Consider the following 15621-nt stretch of genomic DNA (forward strand, 5'->3'; position numbering starts at 1 on the left):
CGCGCAACTTGGAAGGAAACACGTGGTACTCATGCGTACGGACGTCCTCGTCGTCGGGGGCGGGTTGGGCGGCGTCGCCGCGGCGCTCGCCGCAGCCCGGGCCGGCCGGTCCGTCATCCTGACCGAGGAGTTCGACTGGCTCGGCGGGCAACTCACCAGCCAGGCCGTCCCCCCGGACGAACACTCCTGGATCGAGCAGTTCGGCGCCACCGCCAGCTATCGGGAGCTGCGCAACGGCATTCGCGCCTACTACCGTCGGCACTACCCGTTGACCGAACGGTCCCGGTCCTGGACCGACCTCAACCCCGGTGCGGGTTGGGTGAGCCGGCTCTGCCACGAGCCGCGGGTGGCCGTCGCTGTCCTCGAACAGATGCTCGCGCCGTACCTCGGTTCGGGCCGTATCCGGGTGCTCCAGCCGTACCGGCCGGTGGCCGCGGAGACCGACGGGGACCGGGTGACCGGCGTGACCCTCGCGCACCGCGACCGCGACGAGCGGATCGACGTGGTCGCGCCGTACGTCCTGGACGCCACCGAGACCGGCGAGTTGCTGCCGCTGACGGGCACCGAGTACGTCACCGGGTTCGAATCGCAGGCGGACACCGGTGAGCCGAGCGCCCCGGCCGAGGCCCAGCCGATGAACATGCAGGCGGTGTCCGTCTGCTTCGCCCTCGACCACGTCGACGGCGACCACACCATCGACCGTCCCGCGGGGTACGACTTCTGGCGCGACTACAAGCCCGACTTCTGGGGTGACCGGCTGCTGTCCTGGAAGTCACCGCACCCGCGCACGCTGGAGATCGTCGAACGCAGCTTCACCCCCAACCCGGACGACGACCCGTTGAGCGTCAACGCCGACCAACGCCTCAACCCCGGCGACGGCAACCTGTGGACGTTCCGCCGGATCGCCGCGCGGCGCAACTTCACCGACGGCGCGTACGACAGCGACATCACGCTGGTCAACTGGCCGATGATCGACTACTTCGAGGGTCCGGTCATCGACGTCCCGAACGCGTCGTGGCACCTGTCCAAGGCCCGCGAGCTGTCGTACTCGGTGCTGTACTGGATGCAGACGGAGGCGCCGCGCCCAGACGGCGGCACCGGCTTCCCGGGCCTGCGGCTGCGTGGCGACGTGACCGGCAGCGCGGACGGCCTGGCCCAGGCCCCGTACATCCGCGAGTCCCGCCGGATCCGTGCCGAATACACGGTGGCCGAGCAGGATCTGTCCCTGGCGGTCCGGGGCGACCACGGCGCGGTCAGCTACCCGGACGCGGTGGGCGTGGGCATGTACCGGATCGACCTGCACCCGTCGACCGGCGGCGACAACTACATCGACGTCGGCTCCTGCCCGTTCGAGATCCCGCTCGGCGCGCTGATCCCGCAGCGGATGGAGAACCTGCTGCCGGCCGGCAAGAACATCGGCACCACCCACATCACCAACGGCAGCTACCGGCTGCACCCCGTCGAGTGGAACGTCGGCGAGGTCGCCGGTCTGCTCGCCGACTTCTGTCTGGCGCAGGGCGAGTCCCCGCGCGCGGTCCGCAACACCCCCCGTCTGCTGGCTGACTTCCAGGACCGTCTCACCGCGGCCGGGGTGGAGCAGCGCTGGCCACAGATCGCGGGCTACTGAACACACCCCCGGTAAGGAGAATATTGTGAAAGCAGGAAAGGCCCTGCGCGGCGTTGCCGTGGCACTGGCCGGCACGCTCGCCCTGACCGCCTGCGGTGGCGGTGACGACGCCGACGACAGCGGCCCGGCGGCACTGCGGATGACCGTCTGGTCGGCCAACGAGGCGCACCTCAAGTTGTTCAACGAGATCGCCGACGAGTACCGCAAGAGCCACCCGGACGTGACCGAGATCAAGTTCGATCCGCTGCCGTTCGACACGTACACCACGACCCTGACGACGCAGATCGCGGGCGGGAACGCGCCGGACCTCGCGTGGGTGTTCGAGAACTCCGCCCCCGACTTCGTGGCCTCGGGCGCGCTGCTGCCGCTGGACGACACCCTCAAGAAGGCCGAGGGCTACGGGTACGAGGACATCTCCCCCGCCACGCTCAAGCTCTGGCAGAACGACGGCAAGCTGTACGCGTACCCCTTCTCCACCTCGCCGTTCGGGGTCTTCGTCAACAACGACATGGTCAAGAAGGCCGGGCAGAAGACCCCGGCCGAGCTGATCGCGGCTGGCCAGTGGAACTGGGACAACGCCCTGGCAACCGCCGCGGCGACGGCGGCGGACTCCGGCAAGGCCGGGATGGTCATCCGGGACTTCGACTACAAGGGCTGGGACAACCTGTCCACCTTCTGGACCGGGTGGGGTGCCCAGGCGTGGAGCGAGGACGGCAAGTCCTGTGGCTTCAACAGCCCGGAGATGGTCGACGCGATGACCACCCTGCACAAGGCCACCTTCACCCAGAAGGCGCTGCCGGGCCCCGGCACGACCGCCGACTTCTTCGCCGGTGACTCGGCCATGACGGTCACCCAGATCTCCCGCGCCTCGCTGCTGAAGGACGACGGCTTCGGGTGGGACCTGGTGCCACTGCCGGCCGGTCCGAAGGGGAACTACGCGGTGGTCGGCCAGGCCGGCATCGGTGTGATGAAGAAGAGCCCGCACGCCAAGCAGGCGGCCGACTTCCTGGCCTTCTTCACCAACCCCACGAACTCGGCGAAGCTCGCCCAGTTCTTCCCGGCGCCCCGGCAGTCGCAGCTGACCGCCGAGACCCTCGCCAAGACGAACCCGAAGCTCAAGCCGGAGCAGCTGCAGAAGGTCGTCATCGACGGCATCACCAACGGCGTGGTCAAGCCCAGCCACTCCGGCCAGGCCGAGCTGAGCCAGCAGGTCCGCGCCGGGCTCGACCCGCTGTGGCAGCCGAACGCGGACGTCAAGGCCGTACTCGACGGCGTCTGCACCAAGATCCAGCCGCTGCTGGCGAAGTAAGGCCAACGATAATGACCCAGACGGACACCAGGGTGGGCTCGGCTGCTGCCGGGCCCACCCCGGGCCCGGCCCGGCCGTTCTGGACCAGCCGCCGCCGGGACCAGCTCGCCGGATACGTGTTCATCGCACCGCAACTGCTCGGCAGCGTCGTCTTCGTGATCCTGCCGCTGATCCTCGTGCTCTGGTACAGCCTGCACGAGTGGAACGTGCTCGCCGGAACCTTCGACTTCGTCGGCACCGACAACTACAAGGCTCTCGCCGATGATCCCAACCTCGGTGCGGTGCTGCGCGCCACCGGACTGTTCTCCGTCGGTTTGGTGGTGCTCAACCTCGGCCTGGCGCTGCTTCTGGCCGTCCTGCTGAACCAGAGGCTGCGGGGCACGATCGTGTTCCGCACGCTGTTCTTCTCGCCCGTGGTGGTCTCGCTGGTGGCCTGGACCATCGTCTGGGGCTTCCTGCTTCAGGACAACGGCGGGATCAACGGGCTGCTCGACACCATCGGGGTGGACGGGCCGAACTGGCTGCGCGGCGAGGGCACCGCAATGGTCTCCGTGATCGTCGTGCAGGTGTTCAAGAACGTCGGCCTGAACATGGTGCTGTTCCTGGCCGCCCTCCAGGGTGTGCCGGGCGAGCTGTACGAGGCCGCCGAGGTGGACGGGGCGAGCCGCATGCGTCAGTTCTGGCGGATCACCGTACCGCTGATCAGCCCCACGATCCTGCTGACGTCGATCATCACAGTGGTCGGGTCGTTGCAGGTCTTCGCGCAGATCTCGGTGCTCACCCAGGGCGGCCCGGGCGCATCGACGACGGTCCTCGTCTACTACCTGTACCAGCAGGCCTTCCAATTCCATCACTTCGGCTACGGCGCCACGCTGTCGATCGTCCTGTTCGCCATCGTGCTCGCCCTCACCGTGCTGCAGTGGCAGATGCGCAAGAGGTGGGTCTTCCATGAGTCGTGACCTGTCCCGCCGGACCAAGCTGGTGCTCTACGGGGTGCTGCTGGTCCTGGCGATCCCGTTCGTCTTTCCGACCTGGTGGATGGTCACCTCGTCGCTGAAGCCGGTGGCGGACATCTTCGCCTTCCCGCCGAAGCTCCTGCCGACCAATCCCCGGTTCGACGCCTACCAGCGGGTGTTCGAGTTGCAGCCGTTCGGGCAGCAGTACCTGAACAGCCTCTACATCGCGCTGGTCGTCACGGTCGGCACCATGGCCGTGTCGGCGCTGGCCGGGTACGCCTTCGCGCGCATCCGGTTCCGGGGCCAGAACGTGCTGTTCCTGGTCGTCCTCGCGGGCCTGCTCATTCCGAGCGAGGTGACGATCGTGCCGCTGTTCCAGATGTTCTTCAAACTCGGCCTGGTCAACACCCACTGGCCGCTGATCCTGGTGCCGATCTTCGGCGCCCCCAGCGTTCTGGCGACGTTCATCATGCGGCAGTTCTTCATCAGCCTGCCCGGTGAGCTGGAGGAGGCGGCCCGGGTCGACGGGCTGGGCCGATTCGCCACCTTCTGGCGGATCGCCCTGCCGCTGTCGCGGCCGGCGCTGGGCGCGGTGGCGATCTTCACCTTCCTGCACAGCTGGAACCTCTATCTGGAGCCGATCGTCTTCCTCTCCTCGCCGGAGAAGTTCACCCTGCCCCAGGCGCTCACCCAGTTCGTCGACGCGTACGGCGGCCCCATGTGGGACGTCCAGATGGCCGCGGCGTCGATGACCGCCCTGCCCGTCCTGGTGGTCTTCGTCATCGCGCAGAAGCAGTTCGTCGAGGGCCTGGCGCACACCGGCCTCAAGGGATGACGACACCGGTTGTCGGAATCGACATCGGCGGCACCAAGACGGCGGCCGCGCTCGTCGACCGGACCGGGCGGGTGCTGGAGCGCCGCGAGGCGCCCACCCCGGCCCGGTCCGGGCCCGAGGCCGTGCTAGACGTCGCCGCCCGGCTGGCCACCGATCTGCTCGGCGCGACCGCCGGACCGTTGGGCGTGGGCACCGCCGGCACGGTCGATCCCGCGACCGGCAGCATCCGGTACGCCACCGACAGCCTGCCCGGCTGGACGGGCATCCCGGTCGCCGACGAGCTGGCCACCCGGCTGGGTCGCAACGTGCGCGTCACCAACGACGTGAACGCCGCCGCGCTCGGCGAAAGCTGGGCCGGCGCCGGACGGGACCGCGCCCACATCCTGCTGGTGGCCGTCGGCACCGGGTTGGGTGGGGCGATCATCCGCAACGACCGGGTCGAGGCCGGCGCCCGCGGGGTAGCCGGCGAGGTGGGGCATCTGCCCGCCCCGGGCGCCGAACGACTGCGGTGCGGATGCGGCCGCCACGGGCACCTGGAGGCGATCGCCTCCGGCAGCGGGCTGGCCGCCGCGTACGCCATCGAGACCGGCATCCACGTCACCGGGCGGACCGTTGCCGAGCGCGCCGCGACCGGAGACGGCGCCGCCCAGCGGGTCGTGGAACGGGCCGGAGCCGTCCTCGGCGCGACCCTGGCGGGATTGGTGGCGCTGCTCGATCCGGACGCTGTCCTGGTCGCCGGCGGAGCGGCCGGTTCCCTGCTGCCCGCCGCTTCGGCCGCCTACTCGGCCGAGGTGCCCGCCGGCTGGGCCGACGTTCCGCTCCTGCCCGCCGCGCTGGGCACCGACGCCGTCCTCGTCGGGGCCGCCCGACTGGCCATCGACCGACCCCACATCGAAGGGACCAACAGGTGAACGTGCTCGACGACCTGGCCGGCGGGCTGGTGGTGTCCTGCCAGCCGCTGCCCGACGACCCGGGCGATCCGATGCGGGATCCGTACGTCCAGGCACGGGTGGCGGCCGCTGTGGTACGCGGCGGCGCGGTGGCGGTCCGGGTCAACGGACCGGACGACGTCCGAACCGTTCGCGCTGCCGTCGACGTTCCGATGATCGGGCTGTACAAGCACGGCGCCGAGGACGTCTTCATCACCCCGACCGCGGCCCACGCGCTCGAGGTGGCCCTGGCCGGGGCGGAGATCGTCGCGATCGACGCCACCGACCGCCCCCGGCCGGACGGCCGCGCCTTCGCCGACACGGTCCGCGTGCTCCGCGAACGGACCGACGCACTGATCCTGGCAGACGTCGCCACCGCCGCCGAGGGCGTCGCAGCCGTCGAGGCCGGCGCGGACGCCGTCGCCACCACGCTGTCCGGTTACACACCGGCCAGCCCACCGACGGACGGGCCCGACCTCGGGCTCGTGGAGCGACTCGTCGCACTGCTGCCCGTTCCGGTCATCGCCGAAGGGCGGTACCGCAACACGGAACAGATCGGCCAGGCATTCGAGGCAGGTGCCCATGCGGTGGTGATGGGCAACGCCGTCACCTCACCGCTCTGGATCACCCGCCGGCTCGTGCCGGCCACCCCCCGCGCGGCGAGCGCACCGAAACAGAGGAGTGAGCTATGAGAAGACGCACCCTTCTGGCCACCGGCATGGCCGGGCTGAGCACCGTGGCCGTGGGCCGGCCCGCATTCGCCGGGCCCGCGGTCACCGGCCCCGGCAAGCGGCAGTTGACCGTGGCGCTGGTCCCGTTGGACGACCGGCCCGTCAACACGTACGCGGCGCAGATGACCGCGGCCAGCGCCGGCGCCCGGGTGCAGCTGCCGCCACGGGAGACGCTGGGCCGCTTCTTCACCCCCGGCGACGGCGCCGCCATCGCCCGCTGGCTCGGCACCACCACCAGCGTCGACGGGTACGTGATCTCGGTCAGCATGCTCGCGTACGGCGGCCTGATCGCCTCCCGCACCGCCGCCCCGACGCTGGCCGCCGCCCTGGCGAACCTGGCCGCGATCCGCACCCTGCGCTCCACCCGGCCGGAGGCGGTGATCGAGGTGCACGACACCATCCAGCGCCTCGCCATCACCAGCACGGGCACGGAGCTGGATCGGTACCGCGACCTGCTCGTCTCCTGGGCGAAACTTTACGACCAGGTGACGAACCTCGGGCAGGAGGAGCTGCGCGCCCAGCTCGACACCGTTCGGGCCCAGATCCCCGACCAGGTCGTCGAGGACTATCTGGCCGCCCGGGCCCGTAACCACCAGGTCAACCGGCTTATGGTCGAGTGGGTCGCCGACGGCACCATCAATCACCTCGTGCTCTCCGAGGACGACACCGCGCCGGTGGGCCTGGCCCGGGCCGAGCGGGTGGAGCTGGAGGCGCTCGTCGACGAACTCGGCGTCAGCGACCGGGTGGAGATCTTCCCCGGTGCCGACGAGGTCAACGCGCTGCTGGTCGCGCGGGTGGTCGCGGCCGGCACCGGCCCCACCTACCGGGTGGAGTACGCCGGCGTCTCCGGTGAGGACTGGACCGCACAACTGGAGGGCATCCCGTTCGCGGAGAACATCCGGCGGCACGTCACCTCGGTCGGAGGACGGGTCGTCAGCCGCGACGCGGACATCGTGCTCGCCGTGAACACCCCCTCGACGGCGCCCGGGCAACGGGCCGCCGACCTGGACGCCTTCGTCGGACGGATCGGCAAGCTGCTGGCCGCCGGCACCCCGCTCATCGTGGTGGACCCGCTCATCGTGAACAAGGCCGACCACGACCTGGTAGCGCGGATGGAGAGCCACCTGGATCTCGCGGCGCTGCTGTCGTACTCAGGGTGGAACACCGGTGGTAACGCGCTCGGCCTGGCGCTCAGCCACGGCACCGCCCGGTGGGCGTACCTGCGCGCCTCCGGCAGCGGGTTCGGCGTGCCCGACCTGCGCGCGCCGGGCCAGGCCCACGCCGAGTACCTGCTCTACCGGTTCGTCAAGGACGACCCGTGGAAGAACATCGTGCAGGTCGAGGCGTACGCGCACGCACGGGCGCGGGGCTGGGACCCGCTCGCGCTCACGCCCGAGCAGAAGACCTACTTCGACGGCTGGGTCAGGGAACGGCTGGTACCCGTGACCGAGCGGTACTTCGCCGACCACTTCGCCGGGCATCGCATCGTGCTGGGTCGCCGTGGCGCGAAGACGTTCACGGCCACCCTCACCCGCTTCGAGTCGGCGCGTGTCGAGCTGCCGTGGGACCGGCTCTTCGAGGTGATCCTCGAACCTCGGCTGCAACTGGCCTGACCGGTAGCCGACCCCGCACATCGGACCGGCACGATGCCGGAATGATGCTGCTGGTCCCCGCCGGCGACATCGTCGGCGTCCGATGACCACGACCGAAAGATCCACCGCCATGGCCCGCACCACACCTCCGCGTCCCCTGGACATCAGCGCGCTCTTCCCCGAACTGCGGGACCATTCCACGACCGCTACCCGCCTGCATCCCCGGCCCGGCGCTCCGACCGTCAGGGACAGCTCGGTCGGCGGACCGATGCTGTGGCCGGCCGACGAGGAATGGCCGGTCTGCGACGACGCGGGCGCGCACGAGCCGTACAACCTGACCACCCCGGCCGCCCTGCGCCGCCGGCGGGAGATCTTTGCGACCGCAGAGGCCCGGGAGCCACTGGCGAGTGGGGACTTCCTGACTGCGAAGGAGCGGGCCGAGCTCGATGCGGCCGACGCTCTGGACCTGGACGACCTGATCGAGGATCCGATCCCGTTGGTCCCGGTCGCGCAGCTGTACCAGCGAGATATCCCGGACTACGCCGGTCCGGACGCCACCGACCTGCTCCAGGTGCTGTGGTGCCCGGTGGACCATTCGGATCGGCACTACAGCCCTCGCCTCTTCCTCTACTGGCGCGACAGCTCCGCCGTCGGCCCGGTGCTCGAAGCGCCCCCCGAGCCGCCGGTGATCAGCGACATGTACCTGCCGGTTCCGTGCGTGGTGCACCCCGAGCAGGTCCGTGAGTACCAGTACGCCGATCTGCTCCCCGATGACCTACGCGAGCGGATCGACGAGTGGGACGACGACGAGGACGACAGCCGTCCCCACTATCAGAGCGACCTGTCGTTGGCGCCGGGATGGAAGGTCGGCGGATACGCGAACTGGTCGCTGACCGATCCGTACCCGATGGACTGTGCTGCCTGCGGCACCGCGATGACAATGGTCTTCGCCGCGGACTCGGGCGACTGGAACGGCATGCACTGCAGCTGGCGCCCGCTCGAGGAGAACCCGACCGCGTCCCCGGACATCGTCGGTGTGCAGATCGGGCGCGGCTACTCGCTGTACACCTTCCACTGCCCCGAATCATTCGATCACCCCCCGGCCACCGCTATGCAGTGACGCTGCCTCCCACCTCGGTGAACGCGGCGGCGTGGTCGGTGGCCCACTGCCGGAATGTTCCCGGTGGTCTCCCGAGTTGGTCGGACACCGTCGAGGTGACGTATGCGGGCTGTCCCATCGTCGCGTTCCATGCGGCCAGCAGCATGTCCGCCGCCGAGCGCGAGGACTCCGGGGTCTGACGCCGGAATTCGTCGGGTGGTAGTTCCTCGAACGTGATCGGGCGGCCCAGCACGTCGCCGATGATGCTCACCTGTTCGGCCTGACTGAGCGACTCGGGGCCGGTCAGGACATAGTCACCGCCGGCGTGCCCGTCTTCGTAGAGGGTTCGTGCGACGACCGCGGTGACGTCCCGGTCGTCCACGGGGGCTGTCTCTGCCGCGCCGTACGGCCAGCGGACCACGCCGTCCGAGCGGATGGAGGTGGCCCACCAGAACAGGGCGTTCGATGCGAACATTCCTGGTCGAATGATCGTCGATTCGAGTCCGCTGGCCGCGATGAGTTGCTCGATCTCGGCGTGCAGCGCCGCCATCGGGTTCGGTTGCTGGAAGAACGGGTGCGGGGTCCGGTGTGGTGCGGACAGGTAGACGACGCGCTGCGCGTGGGCGGCCAGCCGATCGATCACGGCGGCTGCGGTCTGCGGCGGCGCGGTCCAGACGAGGAAGACCGTGCTGACGGCACGTAGTGCGGCGTCGAGCGATTCGGGCACGGTGAGATCGCCGGTGATGACGTCGACGCCGGTGGGCAGTGTCGCCGCCGACTCGGAGCGACGCACGAGGGCGCGGACCGGCACCCCCGCGTCCGTCAGCTGGTCGACCACGGCGCGGCCGATCCGGCCGGTCGCCCCCGTGACGAGCACCGGGGATCCGGGTGCGGGTGGCACGGCATCGTGCCGTCGTGCGGCGGCTGTCGGGTTCGTCTGCTTCATGGCGCCCAGTAAAACGTTACCGAGTAAATAAGGCAACTCGGTAACAAATGATACCCTGTGGCAGTGATCGAGTCGGCCGGGCTGCGGGCGCGCAAGAAGCTACGAACGCGGGACGCCATCGCGGACGCGGCGATCTCCCTGTTTCTGGCGCGCGGGTTCGACCACGTGTCGGTGTCCGACATCGCCGCTGCGGCCGAAGTGTCGAAGCCGACGCTGTTCCGCTACTTCCCGACCAAGGAAGACCTGGTCCTGCACCGTTTTGCCGACCACAAGGGCGAGGCCGCCCGTGTCGTCGACAGCCGAGGGCCCGATGTTTCCCCGATGACAGCCCTGCACCGGCACTTCCGGGCGGGCCTCGATCGTTTCGAGCCGGTCACCGGCCTCAACGACCATCCCGAGGTGATCGCCTTTCACCGGCTGGTATTCGCCACCGCGAGCCTGACGGGGCGACTCACGCAGTACCAGCTCGACGACGAGGCCGCACTGGCCGCCGCCCTCGGCTCGGGCATCGCAGGGCGACTGCAGGCCGCCCAGGTGGTCGCCGTTCAACGCGTACTCGCCCGGACCAACTGGCAGAAGATCGCCGACGGGCGGACCGCACACGATGTGCAGCCCGAGGCGATCGCCGACGCCGACCACGCCTTCGCCCAACTGAGCCACGGCAGTTCCTAGTCCGTCACGCCGGCAGCGATCCCGCACGCTCCGCGAGTCGCCGGCACACCGGAACGTCAGGCTGTTCAGTGGGTGCCGGACGCCAGGCCCGCGCTGTCCGGCAGGCGGTAGACGACAAGCGTCTGCTCGGGCCGCTCGGCGACGTGGAACGCGCTGTGCGACACGGTGATCACGCCCAGCCGGGGATGCCGTAGGCGCTTGCGGCCCGCGTGGCTGAACTGGATGTCGTACTGCGGCCACCACTCGCGCACCTCGGGGCTCGCCTCGCTCAGCTCGGCCACCAGCCGGGCCACGCGGGGGTGGCCGGGATGCCGTCCCGCGATCATCCGCAGCCGCGCCAGGACGGCGCGCGCCTCCCACTCCCAGTCGACCAGCACATCGCGAGCGGCGCGGTCGGTGAACATCCAACGCACGACGTTTCCGTCCGGCCCGATGCCACCGAACAGCTCCGCCGCGGCTTCGTTGATCGCGAGCACGTCGTAACAGATGCCGGTGACGTACGCCGGATTGTCGCCCAGCAACGCCGGAACGCCCGCGACCTCGGGTGCGACCTGCTCGGGGGCGTCCTCCCCGGGCGTCGTGACCCCACCGGCGAGGCGGTGCAGGTGCTCCTGCTCGGCGGCGGTGAGCCGCAACGCCCGGCCGAGAGCGTCGAGAACCTGGCCGGAGGGGCGTACGTCGCGCCCCTGTTCGAGATAGGTGAGCCAGGTGGCGCTGATGCCGGCCAGCAGGGCCAGTTCCTCGCGGCGCAAACCGGGCGTCCGGCGGCGCCCGGTGACCGGCAGGCCCGTCTCGGCCGGAGTCACCCGCTCCCGGCGGCTGCGCAGAAACGCGCCAAGCTCGGCACTCACCCTAGAACCCACCCACCCTGGGACCTCCAGTACCAGAATAAAACGATTCTGGATACCACTTTACCGCCGCGCGAAGGTTGACTCATGCGAGCTTGGACTGTTGCTTCACATGACGATGACGTGCGCCTGCGCGACGTACCGGCGCCCACCCTCCAGGGCGGCGGCGTGCTCGTGGAAGTGCTCGCCGCGCACCTTCCGGCGTACACGAAAATGGTGGTCGGTGGTAACCGCGGCGGCCTGCCGGTCCCGCTGATCCTGGGTCCCTCCTGCGTCGCTCGCGTGACCGACGTCGCGCCCGACGTGTTCCATGTCGCCCCGGGCGACATCGTGCTGGACACGGCGCTGCTGGACGCGGGCGACGACGACGAGATCCTGGTGGGCTGGATCGGTCTGGGCGGTTCCGGCGCCGGCAGCGAGCGCACGGACCGGATGCGTACGGTGTGGCACGACGGCGTCTTCGCGGAGCGCGCGCTGTGCGCCAAGGAGACGATGGTCAAGCTGCCCGGTGCGGAGAACTACCCGGACCCGGCCCGCCTGGCGTTCCTGCCGTGGCTCTGCATCGCCGCTTCGGGCCTGCACGCGGCGGGCCCGCTGGCCGGCCGGGACGTCGCGGTGATGGGCGCGACGGGTCAGCTGGGCGGCGCGGCGGTGCTGGTGGCGCTGGCGCAAGGCGCGGCGACGGTCACGGCGGTGGGCCGCAACAAGGAGTCGCTCGACCGGTTGGCCGAGCTCAGCCCCCGGGTACGCACCCACCGACTGACCGGCGACCGCGCGACGGACGCGGCGGGCATCGGCCCGGTGGACGTGGCCCTGGACACCCTCGGTGCCACGCCGACGGCGGACCCGACGATGGCCGCCTACGACAGCCTGCGAGGGCGCGGCAGCCTCGTGCTCATCGGTGGCGTACGCCAGGACCTCACCATTGCCTACGGTGACCTGATGCGCCGCAGGCTCACCCTGCGCGGTTCCTGGATGAGCGACGACGAGACGGTGACCACGGTGTGGAACCTGGTCCGTTCCGGGCTTCTGGACCTCTCCGCGATCGAGTTGCTGACTGTCGGCCTGGACGACCCGGCGACCGCACTCGACCTGGCGGAGCGTACGACGGGCCTGGCCTTCGTAGCCCTCGTCCCCTGACCGTCGGGTGCGGGTGCTGCCAGGCCGCCGTGGCCGCCTGGCAGCACCCGGATGCGCACTCCCCTTACATCACCTGGTTCGCTCGATGACGCCGGCGGTGCCGTAGCCGTTGGGCGAGGCGGCCCCGCTACCCCAGAAGGACGAGGTGCCCGGGACGTTGGCCACAGCGTCGAGGCTCGGGTCGTTGCCGCCGACCTTCGGTCCGTACGCCACACTCCACCGGCCGCCGGTGTAGCGCAGCAACAGCGTGCCTGGGTACTCGATGTACGGCGGGATCGGATTCGTGCCGCTGATCCACACATTGCCGTTCGCGTCACCGGCGACGGCGTACGCCCAGCCGGCGGGTGCAGGTCCGGCCACCCGCTGCCACGTCCCGCCGTCCCAGTGCAGGATGACCGGCTTGGGAGCGGAGTCGTAGTCCTGGGTGCCGACCGCCCAGGCGTCGGTCGACGAACGAGCCCACACACCGGTCAGCTGGGTGCTGGGAACCGATGGCAACGCCGCCACCCGCCACACGCCACCGACCCGCTGCACGATCGTCGGCTCCGGGTAGGGGGCGTCGGCGACGTACCTGTCACCGGCGGCGAAGATGCTGCCGTCCCGGGTGCTCGAGACCACTCGCAGGACACCGTTGTACTGCTCCGTCCCCGGTACCGCCACCCGGTTGAACTGACCGGTGTCGCCTTCGACGACGAGAGGCCGGGAGCCGTCGTGGCCGACCAGCACCGCCCGTCCCCCGCCGGTGGCCGCCACGTCCAGCAACGCCGAGGGCCCTGTCGAGGTCCCCAACGGCGCGTGTGCCGTCCAGGTCTGGCCGTTGAAGTGCCCGGCGTACGACTGGCCGAGATCCCCGATGCCCACCGTCCAGACGTCCCCGGCGCTCGCCGCATCCACCTTGTACAGCACGAACGCCTCGTGCGGCAGTCGCCGCTCCGTCCACGCCTGCCCGTTCCACTGCAACAGCACGTAGGGCTCGTCGATCGAGTATCCGGTGTAGGTCGACGCCTGGTAGCCGACCGACCAGGCATTGTCCGGGCCGGTGGCGACCACGTCGGTCAACCGGCTGTCGGGGATCAGCGGAGGCACCGTCGCCCTCCACGTCGACCCGGTGGCGGCCACGACCGCCGTCGCCGGCAGGAACGATGCGCCTGCTGCCACCGTGGCGAGCGTCGCCGCCGACAGCCAGCTCCGTGCCAGTGATCCCATAACGGCCCTCCTCCTCGATTGGTAGCTGGCCTTCAGCGTCGCGCTCGTCAATGGCTCACGCGCGCCCTATTCGCCTTCCGTAACGAAGGCGTAAGAACGTCGATGCGCGCACCGCTGCGTCCTGACCAGCCAATCCCGTCGTCACGGTGGCGTGGTGCTGGTGACCGGTGCGCCCCTGGACTGCGGTTCACCAGGTCAGCGGTTCCGGCTTCCCGCCCTCCAGGTTGAGATACGCCGAAAGCTCGGCGCCACGCTGAGGCTCGGTGGCCGAGTCGGCGGGCGGCTGCAGCCCGAGACCGGTGTAGAGCAGGCGCCGGTGTGCGGTCACCGTGGCTTCGACACCGTCGAGGTATTCGAACGTGGCGGACCTCAGCCGGCCGGACGTGGTGCGCACAGCGATCACCCAGGCCGCGACGAGGAGCACTGTGCACACGATGCGGGGCGTCGCCTGGAGGCGACCGGTCCAGATCAGGGGCAGCCAGACGATTGCGGCACAACTCAGTACCCACTGCTGGACCAGAGCCAGCACCGTCGCGCTGCTGGCGGCCAGCCGCTTGTACGTCTCGTCCGGAAGCACCTCGAGCAGCACCGGCCAGCAGACGGCCAGATCCAGGCCGTACGCGTCGAGAACGCGCCGCAGCGCCGCGGCCCGGGCGTTGCCGATCCGGGTCGGCGCCAGGGCGTCGTGGTCGTCCGGACCGGCCACCGGCGGAAACCGCTGCCGCTCCGGATCGTCGCGCTCGGCGGTGGCCCGACCCACGGCGCGCAGGCGACGAGCCATCTGCGCCCGGCGTCGCCTCGCGAGCCAGGCGCGGCCGGCGGCGTGATCCGGCCACTCGCCGCCGGTCAGCGCGAGCACCCGCCCGGCGGCCGCGCTCAGCAGCGAGGCGGTTCCGATGACCAGCACCGCGGCCAGCACGATCAGCACCACGTCACCGGCCGATCCGTTGGCGTGCGCCCAGCACGCGAGATCGTGCCGGCGGGCGCACGTGTCGGTGCGCAGCAGATCGGACCGGCCGAGCAGCAACAGACCAGCCCCGAGCAGCCAGAACAGCAGCGCCGAGCCGAGCAGGTAGGACTTCCACCGCGCGGCGAGCGTGTTCGTCATCGAACCGACGAGTGGGCTCACGGTCAGTCGGCCAGCATGAGCTGCGTGCGGGAGTGCCACGGGTTCGGGCAGTGGTCCTGCTGGGCCGGGTGGAACCGGTCACCCCAGGTCTCGTAGCCGCAGGCCGGCACCGGGCAGGTCCAGCGGCGGGACGGGCGCCGGCGATCGGCCGTGGGGGCGATGATCTCACCCCGTGCGCCGGTCGGCGCGGCGTGCCGCCGCCGGTACAGCGTCCGCAGTTCAGGGTTCTGCCCGAGCAGGCTCTGGGCGCGCAGGACGAACGCCTCCGGATCGGCGCCCTGATCGGCGAGCAGTGCGGTCAGTTGATCGCGCGCCGAGGACGGCAGGGTGTCGAACTCAGGGTCTTCGGCGAGCTCGGCCAGCCGATGACGCCACAGCTCCACATCGGAATGTGCGGCGTGGATCGGGTCGGACGCCCGCTCATGCGTCATGCCGACACTCTCGCATTGTTCCGCCACACCGGACTGTCAGATGACCGACGACCAAATGGATACCGGCCATTCGTCCGTTGACCATTTTTCGGCCACCCCGAAACCATGGTGGCATGGATCAGACCTCCTCCCCGCCGCCCTCGTCCGTCGGACACCGGCGCCGCCCGTGAC

At 70.3% G+C, this 15621-nt stretch carries 15 protein-coding genes; 10 read left to right on the forward strand and 5 right to left on the reverse strand.

Annotated features, from left to right (window positions below; all coding sequences use genetic code 11):
- Window positions 1–31 precede the first annotated feature (31 nt).
- The 8 genes from ACLQ27_RS25605 (at window position 32) to ACLQ27_RS25640 (ending at window position 9099) form a co-directional block, all read left to right on the forward strand.
- The gene (locus ACLQ27_RS25605; RefSeq protein WP_357574802.1) at window positions 32–1627 is read left to right on the forward strand and encodes an FAD-dependent oxidoreductase; all 1596 of its coding nucleotides are present in this window, start codon (window positions 32–34) and stop codon (window positions 1625–1627) included.
- A gap of 25 nt (window positions 1628–1652) precedes the next feature.
- On the forward strand, window positions 1653–2936 hold the full coding sequence (locus tag ACLQ27_RS25610) for an ABC transporter substrate-binding protein (RefSeq protein WP_234581822.1): 1284 nt from the start codon (window positions 1653–1655) through the stop codon (window positions 2934–2936).
- An 11-nt stretch (window positions 2937–2947) separates the two neighbouring features.
- A complete protein-coding gene (locus ACLQ27_RS25615) occupies window positions 2948–3895 on the forward strand; it encodes a carbohydrate ABC transporter permease (protein WP_357489468.1) in 948 nt (315 codons plus the stop codon).
- Window positions 3885–4727 carry a carbohydrate ABC transporter permease gene (locus ACLQ27_RS25620; RefSeq protein WP_234581824.1) on the forward strand — a complete coding sequence of 281 codons (843 nt, stop codon included), beginning with the start codon at window positions 3885–3887 and terminating at the stop codon, window positions 4725–4727. The genes ACLQ27_RS25615 and ACLQ27_RS25620 overlap by 11 nt, the downstream gene beginning before the upstream one ends.
- Window positions 4724–5638: an ROK family protein gene (locus ACLQ27_RS25625; protein WP_425869040.1), complete on the forward strand. Its 915-nt coding sequence runs from the start codon at window positions 4724–4726 to the stop codon at window positions 5636–5638. The genes ACLQ27_RS25620 and ACLQ27_RS25625 overlap by 4 nt, the downstream gene beginning before the upstream one ends.
- The gene (locus ACLQ27_RS25630) at window positions 5635–6348 is read left to right on the forward strand and encodes an N-acetylmannosamine-6-phosphate 2-epimerase (protein WP_357574800.1); all 714 of its coding nucleotides are present in this window, start codon (window positions 5635–5637) and stop codon (window positions 6346–6348) included. Before ACLQ27_RS25625 ends, ACLQ27_RS25630 begins: the two co-directional genes overlap by 4 nt.
- Window positions 6345–8000, forward strand: coding sequence for a DUF4127 family protein (locus ACLQ27_RS25635; RefSeq protein WP_234581827.1), 1656 nt, complete (start codon window positions 6345–6347; stop codon window positions 7998–8000). The genes ACLQ27_RS25630 and ACLQ27_RS25635 overlap by 4 nt, the downstream gene beginning before the upstream one ends.
- Window positions 8001–8082: 82 nt before the next feature.
- Window positions 8083–9099: a hypothetical protein gene (locus ACLQ27_RS25640; protein ID WP_425869042.1), complete on the forward strand. Its 1017-nt coding sequence runs from the start codon at window positions 8083–8085 to the stop codon at window positions 9097–9099.
- Here the strand turns inward: ACLQ27_RS25640 and ACLQ27_RS25645 are convergent.
- A complete protein-coding gene (locus ACLQ27_RS25645) occupies window positions 9089–10060 on the reverse strand; it encodes an NmrA family NAD(P)-binding protein (RefSeq protein ID WP_425869044.1) in 972 nt (323 codons plus the stop codon). The two genes, ACLQ27_RS25640 and ACLQ27_RS25645, sit on opposite strands and share 11 nt — an antisense overlap.
- Before the next feature lie 27 nt (window positions 10061–10087).
- Here ACLQ27_RS25645 and ACLQ27_RS25650 point away from each other — a divergent pair, with 27 nt between their 5' ends.
- Window positions 10088–10696, forward strand: coding sequence for a TetR family transcriptional regulator (locus ACLQ27_RS25650; protein WP_357489455.1), 609 nt, complete (start codon window positions 10088–10090; stop codon window positions 10694–10696).
- Between the two features lie 65 nt (window positions 10697–10761).
- Here ACLQ27_RS25650 and ACLQ27_RS25655 read toward each other — a convergent pair whose 3' ends face one another.
- Window positions 10762–11547: a helix-turn-helix transcriptional regulator gene (locus ACLQ27_RS25655; RefSeq protein WP_425869046.1), complete on the reverse strand. Its 786-nt coding sequence runs from the start codon at window positions 11545–11547 to the stop codon at window positions 10762–10764.
- A gap of 84 nt (window positions 11548–11631) precedes the next feature.
- Between ACLQ27_RS25655 and ACLQ27_RS25660 the strand changes: the two genes are divergently transcribed.
- Window positions 11632–12684 (forward strand): zinc-binding dehydrogenase, encoded by a 1053-nt coding sequence (locus ACLQ27_RS25660; RefSeq protein ID WP_425869048.1) that lies wholly within the window; start codon window positions 11632–11634, stop codon window positions 12682–12684.
- Window positions 12685–12753: 69 nt separating this feature from the next.
- Here ACLQ27_RS25660 and ACLQ27_RS25665 read toward each other — a convergent pair whose 3' ends face one another.
- From ACLQ27_RS25665 to ACLQ27_RS25675, 3 genes are all read right to left on the reverse strand, one after another.
- Window positions 12754–13890: a hypothetical protein gene (locus tag ACLQ27_RS25665; protein WP_425869050.1), complete on the reverse strand. Its 1137-nt coding sequence runs from the start codon at window positions 13888–13890 to the stop codon at window positions 12754–12756.
- A 187-nt stretch (window positions 13891–14077) separates the two neighbouring features.
- Window positions 14078–14998, reverse strand: a complete 921-nt coding sequence (locus tag ACLQ27_RS25670) for a hypothetical protein (protein WP_425869052.1) — start codon at window positions 14996–14998, stop codon at window positions 14078–14080.
- A 23-nt stretch (window positions 14999–15021) separates the two neighbouring features.
- Complete coding sequence (locus tag ACLQ27_RS25675; RefSeq protein WP_425869053.1) at window positions 15022–15450, reverse strand: hypothetical protein; 429 nt, start codon at window positions 15448–15450, stop codon at window positions 15022–15024.
- Window positions 15451–15621 lie beyond the last annotated feature (171 nt).

The organism is Micromonospora sp. DT63 (genome assembly GCF_049841615.1).
Classification (GTDB): Bacteria; Actinomycetota; Actinomycetes; order Mycobacteriales; family Micromonosporaceae; genus Micromonospora.